The sequence below is a fragment of the Massilia pseudoviolaceinigra genome (genome assembly GCF_030846505.1).
GTDB lineage: Bacteria > Pseudomonadota > Gammaproteobacteria > Burkholderiales > Burkholderiaceae_D > Telluria_A > Telluria_A violaceinigra.
On the sequence record NZ_JAVCWL010000005.1, the window covers coordinates 234,417 to 249,660 of the forward strand.

General features: G+C 64.1%; 10 protein-coding genes. 8 read left to right on the top strand and 2 right to left on the bottom strand.

Annotation, left to right across the window (positions count from 1 at the left end; genetic code table 11):
• Window positions 1-45: 45 nt before the first annotated feature.
• The 4 genes from lodA to RBA40_RS07230 all read left to right on the top strand — a co-directional run bounded on the left by lodA (window position 46) and on the right by RBA40_RS07230 (window position 7,619).
• On the top strand, window positions 46-2,208 hold the full coding sequence (lodA, locus tag RBA40_RS07215) for a CTQ-dependent lysine 6-oxidase LodA (RefSeq protein WP_306647117.1): 2,163 nt from the start codon (window positions 46-48) through the stop codon (window positions 2,206-2,208).
• A complete protein-coding gene (locus RBA40_RS07220; RefSeq protein ID WP_306647119.1) occupies window positions 2,186-3,346 on the top strand; it encodes an FAD-dependent monooxygenase in 1,161 nt (386 codons plus the stop codon). Before lodA ends, RBA40_RS07220 begins: the two co-directional genes overlap by 23 nt.
• Before the next feature lie 392 nt (window positions 3,347-3,738).
• Window positions 3,739-4,482, top strand: coding sequence for a metallophosphoesterase family protein (locus tag RBA40_RS07225; protein WP_306647120.1), 744 nt, complete (start codon window positions 3,739-3,741; stop codon window positions 4,480-4,482).
• Window positions 4,483-4,568: 86 nt separating this feature from the next.
• Window positions 4,569-7,619: a CHASE domain-containing protein gene (locus RBA40_RS07230; RefSeq protein WP_306647122.1), complete on the top strand. Its 3,051-nt coding sequence runs from the start codon at window positions 4,569-4,571 to the stop codon at window positions 7,617-7,619.
• Here RBA40_RS07230 and RBA40_RS07235 read toward each other — a convergent pair.
• Entirely contained in the window at window positions 7,606-8,025 is a 420-nt protein-coding gene (locus RBA40_RS07235; protein ID WP_306647124.1) for a hypothetical protein, read from the bottom strand. The genes RBA40_RS07230 and RBA40_RS07235 overlap by 14 nt on opposite strands.
• A 248-nt stretch (window positions 8,026-8,273) precedes the next feature.
• Here RBA40_RS07235 and RBA40_RS07240 point away from each other — a divergent pair, with 248 nt between their 5' ends.
• Window positions 8,274-8,519: a hypothetical protein gene (locus RBA40_RS07240; RefSeq protein WP_306647126.1), complete on the top strand. Its 246-nt coding sequence runs from the start codon at window positions 8,274-8,276 to the stop codon at window positions 8,517-8,519.
• A gap of 29 nt (window positions 8,520-8,548) precedes the next feature.
• Here the strand turns inward: RBA40_RS07240 and RBA40_RS07245 are convergent, their stop codons facing one another.
• Window positions 8,549-9,586: a choice-of-anchor A family protein gene (locus tag RBA40_RS07245; RefSeq protein ID WP_306647127.1), complete on the bottom strand. Its 1,038-nt coding sequence runs from the start codon at window positions 9,584-9,586 to the stop codon at window positions 8,549-8,551.
• A gap of 236 nt (window positions 9,587-9,822) precedes the next feature.
• Here RBA40_RS07245 and RBA40_RS07250 point away from each other — a divergent pair, with 236 nt between their 5' ends.
• The 3 genes from RBA40_RS07250 to RBA40_RS07260 form a co-directional block, all read left to right on the top strand.
• Window positions 9,823-10,323 carry a hypothetical protein gene (locus RBA40_RS07250; protein ID WP_306647129.1) on the top strand — a complete coding sequence of 167 codons (501 nt, stop codon included), beginning with the start codon at window positions 9,823-9,825 and terminating at the stop codon, window positions 10,321-10,323.
• 41 nt (window positions 10,324-10,364) lie between these two features.
• Window positions 10,365-12,326: a GAF domain-containing sensor histidine kinase gene (locus tag RBA40_RS07255; protein ID WP_306647131.1), complete on the top strand. Its 1,962-nt coding sequence runs from the start codon at window positions 10,365-10,367 to the stop codon at window positions 12,324-12,326.
• Window positions 12,327-13,041: 715 nt separating this feature from the next.
• A partial coding sequence (locus RBA40_RS07260) for an RHS repeat domain-containing protein (protein ID WP_306647133.1) occupies window positions 13,042-15,244 on the top strand: 2,203 nt, incomplete at its 3' end.

Here is a 15,244-nt window from a genome sequence, read left to right on the forward strand (position 1 = left end):
TTGAATTTCATGGTTCGTCCATCAATCAATCAGGAGACTTCATACATGCCATCCCCCGTCAGTTACCGTATTCACCCGTCGATCGGCGTCGGCCGCGTCGGCAACAGCCTGGACGCGTATTACCTCGCGCCGGACAGTATCGGCGGCTTGCCGATCGAAGCGAACGCCAGCGGCGATCCGGTGTTCGAAAACAATGCGCCCAAAAGGGTGACCCAGTTCAAGGATGCGAAAGGCCGCATCAAGCGCCAGGCGGCTACCTTTGCCATCTACCAGTCCACGCCGGACGGATTGGGCGAAGTCGAGCTGGACCTGACGGGCGACCTGGTCGAATCGGTGGTGTGGTCCGTGCATGTGGCCAATAAAAAGTCGGCGTGGTGGGATTTCGTGCCCTTGCTGGGCGACCTGATGTTCGGCAAGTACAACAGCTACGAAACCTGGCAGGAGCCGCCCGCCGCCTGGGATGTGGGCTCGTCCGCCTGGACCGGCTACCGCAATTCGGACACCACCGGCGACGCGCGCCAGGCCCTGATCATCGATCCGGGGCCACGCAGCGTGACAGGTCCGCTGGCGCCGCCGGTGGAATTTACCGCCGACACGGTTCCGGAAGGCTATACCCACGCATCCTTCCCGCCGACGAACGTCAGCCAGGGCTTGCCGGTGAAGTCGCTCGGCGAAATCCGCACCGATTCGCGCGCCAATCTGCTGGTGCTGGGCGGCTTCGGCCACGCCGGCGGCAACGAGAGCATCACCGGTTTCGGCGGCGGCAATACCTGGAACGACGACATCGCCGACGGTCCGGTGACGGCGCTCATCACGTTCAAGGACAAGACGGTGGTCACGCTGTCGGCCTGGGTGGTGATCGGTTCGCCCAAATTCGCGCCCCAGCTGGTCAATGTGTCGACCTGGGACGATGTGGCGCTCGACTGCGCGCTCAAATACCAGGGCGCCCGGCCCGATGTGTACGACCTGGCCAAGTGGCCGGGCACGAGCGGATGGAATCCGGAGTACAAGGTCAACTACTGGGAAGACATCAAGCCGTTCCTGAACCGGATGGCGGACTATCAGTGGGTGGCGACGGTGCCGTCGATGACGGCGTTCATCAATCCTCCCTTCGATCCGAGCGATGCCAGCGAAGCGGCGCGGCCGCAGCGTGAGCAATTCCTGCGCTACTTCCGCCAGCCGCCGGCGCGGCGCGACGCCACCCTGGAACAGCCAGCCGGCTTTACCGATGGCCAGAACCAGCAATTGTTCAGCAGCGGCTTGCAGGACGTGACGGGCCTGCCGCTGGTGCCGATGAATTCGGGCTCGAATTCGGTGCGCAACAATGTGATCGACAAGTTTTCGGTGCTGACCGATACCCAGTATTTCCTGCTCACGCAGTGGGCGGCGGGCCAGTTCGAACCGAACGCGCCGGCGTTGACCATTCCCAATGTGCATCCGCTGGACCGGGCCGGGATCGGCAATTGCGTGGGCGAGCCGATGTGTCCCGGCATCGAAGTGACCTGGTCGGTGCGCAATCCGACCGTGTATGCGGCGCCGTACCAGATCCGCCACCGCCATGACGCAGCGTATTACGTCAGCAACGGCCTGTCGTGGTCCGAAGATGAGACCGCGCCGATCGACTGGAGCGCACCGACCGTGGGCGCCGGTTGCGAGCCGGGCGACCTGACCAAGCGCATGGCCATTCCGTGGCAGGCCGACTTCTTCGATTGCTCGGTGCAGTTCATCAATTTCGACAATCCGAACGAGGTCAAGAACCCGGTTTCGCTGATCCCCACGCCGCCGACCTACTATTCGTACTGGTGGCCGCCGCAAAGCCCGTGGAACGTCATCGCCGGCGCCTACACGGCCGAGGAGCAGAAGCTGACCGGGGTGCCGGCCGGGATGCAGGTGATGTACAGCCGCGGCGTGAACAGCTTCACGCAGATGATCACGTCGTGGAAGTACCTCGGCTTCGTGGCCAACCAGAATCCCGATCCGGTGTATGGGCGCCAGTATCCGTATTTTGCGGAGCAGGAGCGCAACCACGACCGCTTCCACCTGGCCAGCGTGGCGGTGGGCAATGTGAGCAGCTTCGTCACCGGCGACGACTCGAACTTCTATCCGGCCTGGTTCCTCAAGGATGAGGATCCCGAGCCGCAGACGCGCCAGGGCGACAAGCCGCGCAAGATCCTCACCTCGTCCCATGGCCGCACCAGCCGCCGCTGATACGGACGGTTCGCGCACCGCAGATGACGACGCCGATTACGACGTCGTCATCCTCGGTGCCGGGCCGGCGGGCGCCGCCGCGGCGATTACCCTGCGCCGCTTTACCGGGCTGCGCGTGGCGATTGTCGAGCGGCGCCTGTTCGACCCGTTCCGTCCCGGCGAGACCGTCTCGCCGGCCTTGTTTCCACTGATCGACTACCTGGGCATCGCGCGCGCCGGGTTCGAGGAGCGCCATCTGCAATCGTACGCGCACGCGGCCGCCTGGGGCGGCGAGCAGCTGGTGGTGCGCGATTTTCTGTTCAACGGCCAGGGCAGCGGCCTGCACCTGGACCGCATGGCGTTCGACAGCATGCTGCTCGAGCAGGCCGGCAAGCTGGGCGCGGTGATCCTGCAGCCGGCCGAGCTGCTGGGGGTGACGCCTGGCGCGCGCTGGACCATCAGCGTGCGCCATGGCGAACGGCGGCGCGAGCTGAGCGCCGCTTACGTCATCGATTGCAGCGGGCGCAACAGTGTGATGGTGCGCCAGCAGCAGTGTCCCGTGCTGCAGACCGACCGCATGGTGGGGGTGTATGCCTACTACGAGGCCGGGGACGATCAGGAGCGGGTGCAGCGCACGCTGGTCGAAACGACCGCCGACGGCTGGTTTTACCTGGCGCCGCTGCCGGGGCGGCGCACGGCGGTGGCCTTCATGACCGATGCCGACACCTTGCGCACGCTGGACTTGCTCGATCCGGCGCAATGGCGGCGCCATGCGCTGGCAACGCAGCATATCGGCGCGTTGGTGCGGGAACTGCCGGCGCCGCAAGCGTTCCGCCAGTATCCGATTCACAGCCGGGTGGCGCGCTTGCCGGCCAATGCCGCCTGGACCGCGGCCGGGGATGCGGCGGCCAGCTTCGATCCGGTATCGTCGCTGGGGATCGGGCACGCGCTCAGTTCGGGCATGCATGCCGGCCGGGTGGCGCATGCGCATGTGGAGCAGGGCGGCGGGCTGGGGGAGGGTTACCGGCAATCGCTGCTCGATCATTTCCAGGCGTATGTGGCAACCAGGCGCAGCTTGTATGCGCATGAGCAGCGCTGGCCGGGGTCGGGGTTCTGGCAACGGCGCCTGACGGACGGGCGGGAGCGCTCGGCGGCTTGAGGAATCGGGCGGCGTGTCGCAGCACGTTGCGCGTACTCCATCATCGTTCCTGACCCCGCCATCGTGGTGCCGGTGCCCCCGTAGTTCCGGCACCACCCTCATCGTCCCAGCGCCATCCTCGCCATCCCAACGCCACGCCCATCGTCCCGGCACCACCCTCGTCGTCCCCGCCTTCGCGGGAACGACGGTGGGGCTGGGGACGTCGGTGGGGCCGGGGACATAATGGGGCCGGGGACACAAGGGGGCGGGATCGACGCTGGCGAGGCGCGAGGGGAGCGGCTGCCGAACAGGCGGCCTCGGCAGCACATCCCACGCTATAATGAAGTTGAACACCAGTCATTAATTTCAAAATAACAATCTTAATTGCGCGCCAAGCGACGCCGTTCCCCATCATGCGCCTTGCCCTGCTCACCGACCTGCACGCCAATCGCGAAGCCCTCGATGCTTGCCTGACGCATGCGCGCGCCCAGAAAGCCGACCAGTACGCATTTACCGGCGACTTTGTCGGCTACGGCGCCGATCCGGCCTGGGTGCTCGATACCGTGATGGAGCACGTGGCGCGCGGCGCGGTGGCGGTGCAGGGCAATCACGATTATTCGGTGACCCATGAAACGCGCCCGCAGATGCATTTCGAGGCGCGCGAAGTGATCGAGTGGACCCGCGGCCAGCTCAGTAGCGAGCAGATGGCTTTCCTGTCCGGCTTGCCGCTGACCCAGGAGCTCGACCGTATGCTGTTCGTGCACGCCAGCGCCCACGACCCGGTCAAGTGGGAGTACGTCACCGGGCTGGAACCGGCCGAGCGCAGCCTGCGCGCGGCGCGCAAGCGCATGGTGTTTTCCGGCCACGTGCACACGCCCGCGCTGTACCGGCGCGCCGACGACGGACGCATGGGGTCGCATGTGCCGGTGCCGGGCACGCGCATCGCGATCGCGCCGCAGCACCAGTACCTGGTGATCCCGGGCGCGGTGGGCCAGCCGCGCGACGGCAACAGCGCCGCCTGCTATGCACTGTACGACGATGTCGCGCGCGAGCTGGTGTATTACCGCATTCCCTACGATAACGGCGCCGCCGCGCGCCGCGTGATCGCGGCCGGATTGCCGATTGTGTTCGCCATGCGTCTGATTGAGGGCATCTAGACAACAGTCGTATTGCAACGCAAGGTTGGCTAACGTACTATCAGTTGGCAAGAGGCCCGCTGCGGGCCCGTACCAGGATCGCTCCCATGGACAATGCCGCTCCCATCCCGGCCGTACCGGTCCCTTACCCAGGCATGCGCCGGCCCGCGTGGCTCGGCGCGGCTGTGCTGGCGGGGCTGGTGATGGCTCTGTGCCTGTGCCTGACCTGGCAGTTGTGGGAAGCGGCGCGGCGCGAAGCCAAACGCGAGCTGCGCACCGAATTCGAGACGGCCGCGCGCGCTGTGGTCAACCAGCTGGCGCTGCGCATGGCGGCCCATGTCCAGATGCTGCGCGGGGTGCAGGGACTGTTCGCCAGTTCGGAGGATGTCACGCGCCGGCAGTTCACCGATTTCGTGCGCACCCAGCAAGCCAATGTCGAGTATCCCGGCATGAAAGGGATCGGCTATATTCTCGCCCTGGCCGACGCCCGGCGCGGCGCGCACCTGGCGCAGGTGCGCCGCGGCGGCTTGCCCGACTACACGATCTCGCCACCCGGCACGCGCCCGACCTATGCGCCGTTGATGTACCTCGAACCATTTGCCGGCGCCCGCCTGCGCGCGCTCGGCCACGACATGTTTTCCGAGGCGCCGCTGCGCCTGATGCTGGAACAGGCGCGCGACAGCGGCCAGCCGGTCATGTCCGGCAAGGCCACGGTGGCGCGCGAACGCGGGCGCGGCGCTTCCGATGGCGTGCTCATTGCCCTGCCGGTGTATATCGGCCGCAAGGCGCCGGACAGCGTCGAGCAGCGCCGCGACCTGCTGCGCGGCTGGGTGTATGCGCCCTTCGTCATGGAAGACCTGATGACGCATGTGGGCGGCGCGCGCGCCGGCGCGCTGGCGCTGGAGGTCTACGACGGCAATCGCGCCACGCCGGAGACGCGCATGGCCGCCGGCGCCATGCCCTATGTCGGCGCCGCGCCCGCGCTGCGCACCGAACAGCGCATCGGCATCGCGGGACGGCGCTGGACCCTGGTCATCAGCGCCGACGCCGGCTTCGGCGCCGCGCAGCAGGACCAGGCGCCGCAACTGGTGCTCACGCTCGGCCTGGCGGTGACGGCGCTGCTGTCCCTGCTGACCTGGATGCTGGCGCGCAGCAGCGCCCTGGCCGGCCGCGCGCTGCGCAAGTCGCAGCTGCTGACGAACCAACTGACGGCGGGCCAGCGGCGCCTGGCCGCGCTGGCCGATGCGGCACAGCGCTCCGACGCCATGATGCGCAGCATCCTCGATTCGACCTTCGACGCCATTTTGGTCGACAACGGCGACCGCCGCATCCTGGCCTCGAACCAGCGCTTCCGGGCGCTGTGGAGCGTCCCCGACGGGCTCGACCTGAGCCGCGACGACGCGGCCGTGGTCGCGCACCTGCTGGCCCAGCTGGTGCATGCGGGGCCGCTGCTGTACAGCCGCTCGCTGCGGCTGCAGGAGCACGAGGAGCACCGCGAGCTGCTGCGCCTGAAAGATGGGCGCTTCATCGAACAGTTCACGCGCCCGGTGCGGCTGGGCCACGAAGGCGCGCGCCTGTGGTCGTTCCGCGACATCACCGAGCGCAAGCAGATCGAACAGCGCGAGCGCGCGCACCGCCACGTGCTCGAACTGCTGGCGCACGGTGCCCCGCTGCAGGCTGTGCTGGGCGCGGTGGTGCTGGGGGTGGAGTCGACCAATAACGGCATGCTGTGCTCGATCCTGCTGCTCGACGATGAAGGGCGCTTCCTGTACACCGGCGCCGCGCCCAGCCTGCCGTGCTTTTTCAATGCCGCCGTCGATGGCTTGCCGGCCGCTCCGGGTTACGGATCGTGCGGCAGCGCGGCCGCCAGCGGCCAGCGCGTCATCGTCGAGAACATCCAGACCCACCCCGACTGGGCGCCCTACCGCGAGATTGCCGCGCAAGCCCAATTGGCGTCGAGCTGGTCGGAACCGATCCGCGGCGCGTCCGGGCGCGTGCTGGGCACCTTTGCGATCTACCACCGCACGCCGCATTATCCGAGCGCGGCCAATGTGGTGCTGATCGAGCAGGCGGCCCAGCTGGCCGGCATCGCGCTGGAACAGGCCCAGGCCGCGCAAGCGCTGCGCGTGGGCGAGGAGCGTTTTCGCAGCCTGTACGACCACGCCCCGGTGGCGCTGTGGGAGCAGGACTGGTCGGCCGCGCGCGAGGCGGTGGCGCGCCTGCAGGCTTGCGGCGTGGACGACCTGGGAGCGTGGCTGCGCGAGCGTCCCCAAGAAACGCAGCGCCTGGCGTCGCTGGTGCGCATCACCGACGTCAATGGCGCCGCGCTGGCGCACGTGGGCGCCTGCGCCAAGGAGTTGGGCACGCTCGGCCTGGCGCAAAATTTCGGCAGCCTGGGCGCCGGCGCATTCATCGACGCGCTGGTGGCGCTGACCGGCGGCGCCCTGTTCCACGAATGCGACAGCAGCTTCCTGCGGGTCGACGGCGTGGCGCGCCACCACGAGCTGACCTTGCTGGTCATGCCGGGACACGCCCAGTCGCTCGACTTCGTGATCGCCTCGACGGTCGACATCACCGAGCGCAAACGCATCGACGATGAACTGCAGGCGCTGGCCAGCACCGATTTCCTGACCGGGCTGCCGAACCGGCGCGTGTTCATGGCGCGCCTGGACGACCAGTTCGCGCGGCTGCAGCGCAGCGTGGACGAATGCGCATCGGTGCTGATGCTCGACATCGACCACTTCAAGCGCGTCAACGACGCGTTCGGCCACGCGGTGGGCGACGCGGTGCTGCGCCACATGGCGGCCCTGATGCGCTCGGGCCAGCGCAAGATCGATACCCTGGGCCGGGTCGGCGGGGAGGAATTCGCGGTGCTGCTGCCGGGGACGACCGGCCCGGCGGCGCAGCAGTATGCGGAGCGCCTGCGCCAGAGCGTGGCCGACAGTCCGCTCGATGGCGATGGCCGCGTGATTACGATCACGGTCAGCATCGGCATCGCCACCATCGAGGCCGGCGATACGGGGCCGGACGCGGCCATGATCCGGGCCGACAAGGCGCTGTACCAGGCCAAGGCGGGCGGGCGTAACCGGGTTTGCGAGCACGCCGGCGCGTCGGCGCCGAACGGCGTGGACGCGCTGGCCGCTTTTACGAAGGCTTGACCGCTTCATGGCCGGCGCGCGGCTTGCGCGCACGGCTGGCCAGATACCAGATGATGGCCAGCGGAATGGCCAGCGGCAGCAGCAGCGGCGAGACCATCACGGCAAGCACGAGGGCGCCGAGCGCCAGGCCGCCCACGGCCAGCACGAGGGCGCCGAGCGCCAGGCCGCCCACGGCCAGCACGCCCAGGCCGGCGAACACCAGCGCCAGGACCACGCCCACGAACAGCATCACGATGCCCGCGATGAGCAGGCCGCCGCCGGCGAACAGCATGCCGACCAGGGCGGCGCCCGGGCCGTTGAACTCATCGCCATCGATGTTGACCGACATGCCGGACGGGCCCACCATGGCCTCCCAGGCGACCATGATGAACAGGAACAGGAGCAGCAGGGGAGCGTATTTTTTCATGACAGTGGCCTCGGTTGGGGAAAGGTATTTGCTTGGTACGCTTGCACTGTAGCGAGGCCGCGGGCGCGGCGCCATGCGCATGCGACAGACTGCATTTTTGACGGGTTGGGCGGTGCTGCAGGCGGTGCCGCCACCGCTGAGGCGCGCACCGCGGCGGGTGCATGTCCGACTTACCCAAAACGCAATTTTCTACCTTGAAATTCCCACATCATTGCCTATACTGAATACTCTGTCGCATGGAGATGCATATGGACTTTGTACACTATTCAGGGGACCGGTGGGCGCTGGCGGCGGGCGGCTTCGTGGCGCGCCAGTTGCGCATCCTGCTCACCGGCGGCGGTCCCAAGGGGCCGCCGTCGGCGCCCCCGGCCATTCCACCGATTATCATCACGCCGTTCAACTACGGCACGCCGGCACCGGCCATCGATCCGCGTATCCCGCCGCCCGGTCCGCCGTTGCAGCCGCCCGCGCCGCCGCGCCAGCGGTTCGCATAAAAAAAGCCCACCTGAACAGGTGGGCTTTGTCATGTGGCGCTATCGTTCCAGCGGGTGCGCCGCCGCGTCACGGCGAGCATCAGCAGGCCCGCGAGCAGCAGGGCGCCGGTGGCCGGCTCCGGTACCGGATTCAGCTTGCCGTCGAACGTTTGCAGATGCAGTTCGCCGTACTGGTCGAGCGACTTGACGAACACGCCGCCCTCGATGTTCTGATTATTGGTCAGGCGGGCCGAGGGCGCCACGATGGCGCCGCCGAACAGGGCGTTGGTGGTGATGCTGGTGGCATTGCGAAAATTCCAGATCAGCTTGCTGCCGAGGGTTTGTGCGGAGCCGCCCAGGAAGTTGGCGCCGATCGTCGCAGTCTCATCACTCGCGTTCAGGATCACGGTGGTGGCGTCGCCCAGGTTGAATTCGAATTCGCTCGCCTTGAACACGCCCGCGTCGATCAGGTTGAACACCGCCACACCGCTGGCGTTGGCCACGGCGTTGAAGGTGGCCTTGCCATAGCCGTTGAAGGTGACGGTGCTGCCGGTACCGCTCATCTGGCTCAGGCTGGCCGACAGCGCGTCCAGCGCGGCCGCGAAATCGGTCGAGTGCGCCGCATCGGCGTTGGCCTGCATGGTGCCGTCGAGCGAGGGCAGGCGTCCGCCATTCGTGTTGCTGCCGCTCAGGCTGCCGCCCACCCAGGCTGCGCCGTTGAGGTTGCTGTTGTGGACATTACCGTAGATCACGCCGCTGCCTGCATTGATGGTCGCGCCGCTCAGGTTACCCCCGACGACGGCGCCGAGGGCATTGACCTGCACCCTGTTGGCGTTGCCCATGACGGTCAGGCCGGCATACTTCGAAGCCGGCGTGTCGTTCGCGTGCTGCGCATAGTCGCCGCCGGTGGCCGTGCCGCCGACCCAGGTACGGCCATCGACGTGCGATTGCGAATTCATGTCGGTCAGGACCACGGCGTTGAATTCATGCAAGATTTGCTGGGTGCTGAGCGGTGTTGCCGCCGCTTGCGTGGAAAACACGGCGGCGGCGATGGCGGTAGCGGCGAAGCGAAGGTGGCGGGAGATCATGGGATACCTGTGAACTGCGAAGAGGGATGTTGCAGTGCAATATACGCGTGCAGCAATATTACCTTTTTTTCAACTGGCAGGCGATCACGTAATTAGAGTGAGTGTTCTAATCGCGACTTGTGGTGCCTTTCGCGCCTGCGGCGGACGCTGGCGCTGCGTGGGCCCGGCGCTGTGGGATGCGGCGAATTCGACTATCATTCTCCTCTCGGGCCAAGCCCGCTACACCAATCGACCTCATGACAGAAGAATTCTCCGACGACAGCCCCCACGACGACGATACGCCCGTCCAGGAACCGCGCCTGTGGAAAGGCAATGGCTGGACCGCGCGCGTGATCAAGAATGAGGATGACGAAGGCTGGGCCGTGGCCATGATCAAGGATGGCGAGCCGGAACCGGCCTTGGTCGGCCCGTGGACCATGGGACGCGATAAAAAGAATCCCAAGCCGCTCGACACCAACGCTTTCAACACCCTGGTCAAGACCGCCGCCGAAGTGCTGCGCCGCCACGAACAGCAATTGCACGCCATGCTGCACAAGAGCACCGTGGTCTCTCACGAAGGCGCCGAAATCAAGGTCACCCTCGATATCGTGCCCGACGACGAGCATCCTTACGCGCTGCTGGCCGCCATCGATGAAGATGGCGAACGGATCGCCCAGGTGCGCATTCCCGCCAACTTCAAATTAACCCCCGCCAGCGCCACAGCCTGGGTCGAAAACGACTTTCGCAACCCTTCCTGACCTGCTAGTATTTCCCTGATGCACTGCTAAAGGGAAATGCGATGGAGAGCCGTCTCGACCGTCTGGAAGCCGTCCAGGCCATGTTGCTGGGCATCGGGCAGATCTCGACGGGGTGCGCCGACATCGCCGACTTCGTGGGCGCGGTGCACCGCGCGCTGGGCCGCATCATGTATGCGGCCAATTTCTATGTGGCGCTGTGCGACCGCCAGGAGCACACGGTGCGCTTCGTGTACTACGTCGACGAACGCGACCCCACGCCCGATCCCCAGGAAAAGCTGCGCCTGGCCTCGCCCGAGCAATCGCCCACCGCCTGGGTGATCATGAACCGGCGCAAGCTGGTCATGACGGGGGCCGAGAGCGCCGCGCACGAGGTCGATGGGCATACCTGGGGCCGCGGCACGCGCGCCGAGCAGTGGATGGGCTGCCCGCTGCTCGACCATCAGCACCAGGCGCTGGGCGCCATCGTGCTGCAAAGTTACAGTCCGCAACACACGTACAGCGATGAAGACCAGGCGCTGTTCTCCCTGATCGCCAACCACGTCTCGAATGCGCTGCAAGGCATGCAGAGCATGGACCGGCTCGAACGCGCGGTGCACGAACGCACGGCGCTGCTGGCGCACGAAGTTGCCGAACGGCGCCGCGCCGAAGCGGTCCAGCACGCGCTGTACGAGATCGCCAACCTGTCGGCCTCGGCGGTCGATGCGGAAATGTTGTCGGGTAACCTGCATAACATCATCAGCGAACTGATCGTCGCCGAAAATTTCCTGATCGCGTTGTACCACCCGGACACGCACGAGTTCAGCATTCCGTATTTTGTCGACCAGAAGCATGCCGAGGCACCGGTCAAGCGTTTCGCTTACGGCGTGGGGATGAGTTCCTACATTTTGGACAGCAAGCGCGCTTGCCTGCACGACGCGGCCAGCTATGCGCGCCTGGTGGCCGAGCGCAGCATGGGCCAGCCGCTGGGCAGCGTCGACATCGCCAGCTGGATGGGAGCGCCGATGCTGGTGCACGACCAGCCGTACGGGGTGATCATCGTGCAGAGCTACGACCCGGCCATCGTGTACACCGAGGCCGACCTCGAGTTGCTGGCCTTCATGGCCAGCCACGTGGCGGTGGCGATCGCGCGCATGCAGGCCGACCGCGCGGTGCGCTTGGCCAAGGACCGCCTGGAGCAGCAGAACGGCGCCCTGAGCACGGCCCTGACGGCGCTGCGCGATGCGCAGACCGAACTGGTACGCCAGGAGAAGCTGGCGTCGCTGGGACGGCTGGTGGCGGGCGTGGCGCACGAAATCAACACGCCGCTGGGGATTTGCGTGACCGCCACCAGCCATCTGGTGCAGGAATTGAAACTGACCCGCGAAGAAATGGCGGCGGGCGAGATGACGGAGGATAGCCTGGAGCAGTTTTTCGACATCATCGACCAGTCGCTGCGCATCATGACCACCAACACGCAGCGCGCGGCGGCGCTGGTGCGCAGCTTCAAACAGGTGGCGGTGGACCAGTCGTCGGAAGACATTCGCAGCTTTAACATGAAGGTCTACCTGGCCGAAGTGCTGCTGTCGCTGCAGCCGCGCCTGAAGGGGCAGCGGGTGTTGGTCGAGGTCGACTGCCCGGACGATATTGTGCTCGATAGTTTTCCGGGCGCGGTGTCGCAGATCGTGACCAATCTGGTGATGAATTCGCTGGTGCACGGCTACACGCGCGAGCAGGCGGGGTTGATCCGGATCGAGGTGCGGCTCGACGGCGGGCAGGTGTGGTTCGATTACAGCGACGATGGCGCCGGCATGGACCAGGAAACGCTGGCCAAGCTGTTCGACCCGTTTTTCACGACGCGGCGCGGGCAGGGCGGCAGCGGGCTGGGGGCGCACATCGTGTACAACCTGGTGACGGGGCCGCTGGGCGGGTCGGTCAAGGTGGAGAGCGCGCCGGGGGACGGGTTGCGCTACCGGCTGCGGTTTCCACAGAGCCGCAAGCAGGTGGGTGCGGGAGTGGCGGCGTAAGCTGTTGCGCGTAGCCGCAGGGAGCGTGCTCGATGCAGTGGGTGCGCTCGCTGTCCACGTACGTCCTTATTCATGCCCATCCGGTGGTCGGGCTTGCCCGCATTCGCTGCGGGCCTTGTCGTTAAGCGTTGCCGCGAAATAGCGACGATCTGCACACCGTTGACTGCTCAATAGCGCCCGCTTGTCCTTTCAGGCGCGCCGTCCTGTCCCGCCCGATCCGTGAAAAGCATTTAAATCATGCGTTGGGCACAATTCGTCCAAAAATGGCGACGAAAGCAAAATGTCAATATATATTAGTTTCATTCAAACAACATTAATTTGCAATAATTGTTGTCAAATTTTAAAATTCATTGAGGCAACATGAGATAATTCTGCAACTCTAAAAAATCAAAGGTATGACATGGCTTTTCCCCTCGCAGGCGCACCATTTTTATCACGGCTATCGCCCCACCGCATTTTTTCCGTACTAACCACGACAATTTTACTGTGTGTCACGCTCCATGCGCGGGCCGCTGAGCCTACGCCTAGACCCGACACCTTTGGTCCGTATAAATATACTATTTTTGGCACAAGCGAGGACCTCGATGAGGCGGGCGCAATAAAAACAGCGATTGCGAGTATAAAAGCCCTAGACTTGAATAGCGCCTATTGTAAGATAAATTTTGTGTCACCCCCATCGTCAACTTACGGGGCTGAAACTATAGATGCCGATTTAATGCGCGGCTATTCACAGAAGTCGATATCCGCATACTACTATGTTGTGGTAAATAACGTATGCGTCGAGACAATAAAATTCGAACCTTATCCCTTGCCTATGGCGCGCTGGCGATTGGTATGCAGTTCAGCGAAAAACTATCGCTACTCCGCTGAGGAAGATAAATGCGTCTATTTCACACCTGAGGCAAACAAGGACGCGGACGGAAAAAATATTGGCATTGGGTGTCCTGAAGAACCCGGACCGACCGTCGGCCAACCGATTCAGCCCGCCACCGGCAATATGTGGCACATCATCACGGATTACCAGGCCCCGCAGAGCGCGAGTAGCCTGACGCTGAGCCGTTTCTATAACAGTGCGCCCACCTATCCGGATCCCTACGTGGTTCGTGGCTTTGGCGTGCGCTGGTCCCATTCGTATAACAAATCGCTCAGACCTGAAAAACAATACACTAACGGAAGCACTTGCTGGCGTTCCCCGGTTGACGGCTCCTTCGACTGCTCGTCCGGTTTCCGGAGCGATGAGCCGATTCCAGGCAGGGTATCCGTTAGCCATCCTGACGGCAGGCAAACGATGTTCACCCGTTCCACCAACGGCAATTACATCAGTTCGGCCGACGTGTGCGACAGGCTGTCGCCAGTCATGACGGGAGACAATTTGGCCGTAAAAGAGTGGATACTCACCAGTGCACAGCATGACCGCACGGAACGTTTCGACGCTAAGGGTTTGCTGTTGTCCGTAACAGAACGCAGCGGGCTCAAGCAAGTATTCACGTATAGCGACGGCGTCAGTAATAACACTAGCGTCAGTCATTTTCCAGCAGCCGCACCCGCTTGTGCCAACGTGCATCCGGATGACGTACTTCCGGCCGGCCGCCTGCTCTGCGTAACGAACAACTGGGGACGCCAGCTCCAGTTCAGGTATGACGTGAAAGGCCGCATTGCCGAAATGATCGATCCGGCGGGTAAGTCCACTCTGTACGAATATGACGGGGCCTCCGGCGGCTGCATCCCAGGCAATGAAGCCACCGTCGCCTGCAAGGCAAACAATCTGACCAAGGTGACTTACCCTGATGGAAAAAACCAGACTTATTGGTATAACGAAGCAAGCAAAATCGAGATCAATGACGACGCGGAATGCAAGTTCCTGACCAAAACAACAGGAAATGGTTTTGGCCCCACGGCTTTCAGAAACCTGATGACTGGCCTGGTCGATGAAAATGAAGAACGCCACATCAGCTGGACGTACGACTGCGCCGGGCGGGCAACGTCGTCGCAACTCGGAGAAGACATCGACAAGGTCACGGTCGCTTATGTCCCTAAGCCGGTATGGGGTGGCCCTCCAGTCTCCATAGTGACCCACTATGTAGGACCCCGGGAAAAGCCAATGACGTCGGTGAGCACCTTCGGAAAAAATTATGTAGAACAGGTTGCCAAAACTACCACCATTAGCGCTCCATGCGTGGAGTGCGGCACCATCGCCGAACGCAAATACGACACGCTTGGAAACGTCTCAATGACGAAGGATTTCAACAGCAGTTACAGCTGCTTCGAATATGAGGCCGGGCGCAATCTTGAAACGACGCGGATTGAAGGCGCATCGACAGGCGATTGCCCCTCGCTGCTGGCCGCGCAGACACTTGCTTCGCCGGCACGTAAAACCACAACCAAGTGGCACGCCAAATTCCGCCTGCCGGAAACCATCGCCGAACCCAAGCGTATTACGAAATACCAGTACGAATTAAAAACCGGCAATGTACTGACCAAGACTGAGCAGGCCACCACCGACCTGACGGGCGTGCAGGGTGTGACCGCGCCTTTGACGGGCAGCGCCCGGAAATGGGCATATACATACAATAATGTCAAACAATTGGAAACCGTGACCGGTCCGCGAACCGACATCGTCGACCTCACCAGGTACGACTATGACTCGACGACGGGCGACCTGATCAAGGTGACCAACGCCGTCGGCAGAGCGACGACTTACGGAGGTTATGACGCCCACGGCCGGGTTCACACGATTCGCGCGCCTGACGGCGTCACGACAGAGCTGGCTTACACCGAGCGCGGATGGGTCAAATCGAAAATCGTATCAAGCGGCATAGACGCAAATAAGCCTCCACAGACGACCACATACGCCTACACGCCTTCAGGTCAGATCGAGATGGTCACGTTTCCCGATAACAGTGTGACGAAGTATACCT

Bases quoted from the DNA above. Each gene is read 5' to 3' on its own strand.
- lodA (WP_306647117.1), top strand. From the start codon at position 46: ATGCCATCCCCCGTCAGTTACCGTATTCACCCGTCGATCGGCGTCGGC.
- RBA40_RS07220 (WP_306647119.1), top strand. From the start codon at position 2,186: ATGGCCGCACCAGCCGCCGCTGATACGGACGGTTCGCGCACCGCAGAT.
- RBA40_RS07225 (WP_306647120.1), top strand. From the start codon at position 3,739: ATGCGCCTTGCCCTGCTCACCGACCTGCACGCCAATCGCGAAGCCCTC.
- RBA40_RS07230 (WP_306647122.1), top strand. From the start codon at position 4,569: ATGGACAATGCCGCTCCCATCCCGGCCGTACCGGTCCCTTACCCAGGC.
- RBA40_RS07235 (WP_306647124.1), bottom strand. From the start codon at position 8,025: ATGAAAAAATACGCTCCCCTGCTGCTCCTGTTCCTGTTCATCATGGTC.
- RBA40_RS07240 (WP_306647126.1), top strand. From the start codon at position 8,274: ATGGACTTTGTACACTATTCAGGGGACCGGTGGGCGCTGGCGGCGGGC.
- RBA40_RS07245 (WP_306647127.1), bottom strand. From the start codon at position 9,586: ATGATCTCCCGCCACCTTCGCTTCGCCGCTACCGCCATCGCCGCCGCC.
- RBA40_RS07250 (WP_306647129.1), top strand. From the start codon at position 9,823: ATGACAGAAGAATTCTCCGACGACAGCCCCCACGACGACGATACGCCC.
- RBA40_RS07255 (WP_306647131.1), top strand. From the start codon at position 10,365: ATGGAGAGCCGTCTCGACCGTCTGGAAGCCGTCCAGGCCATGTTGCTG.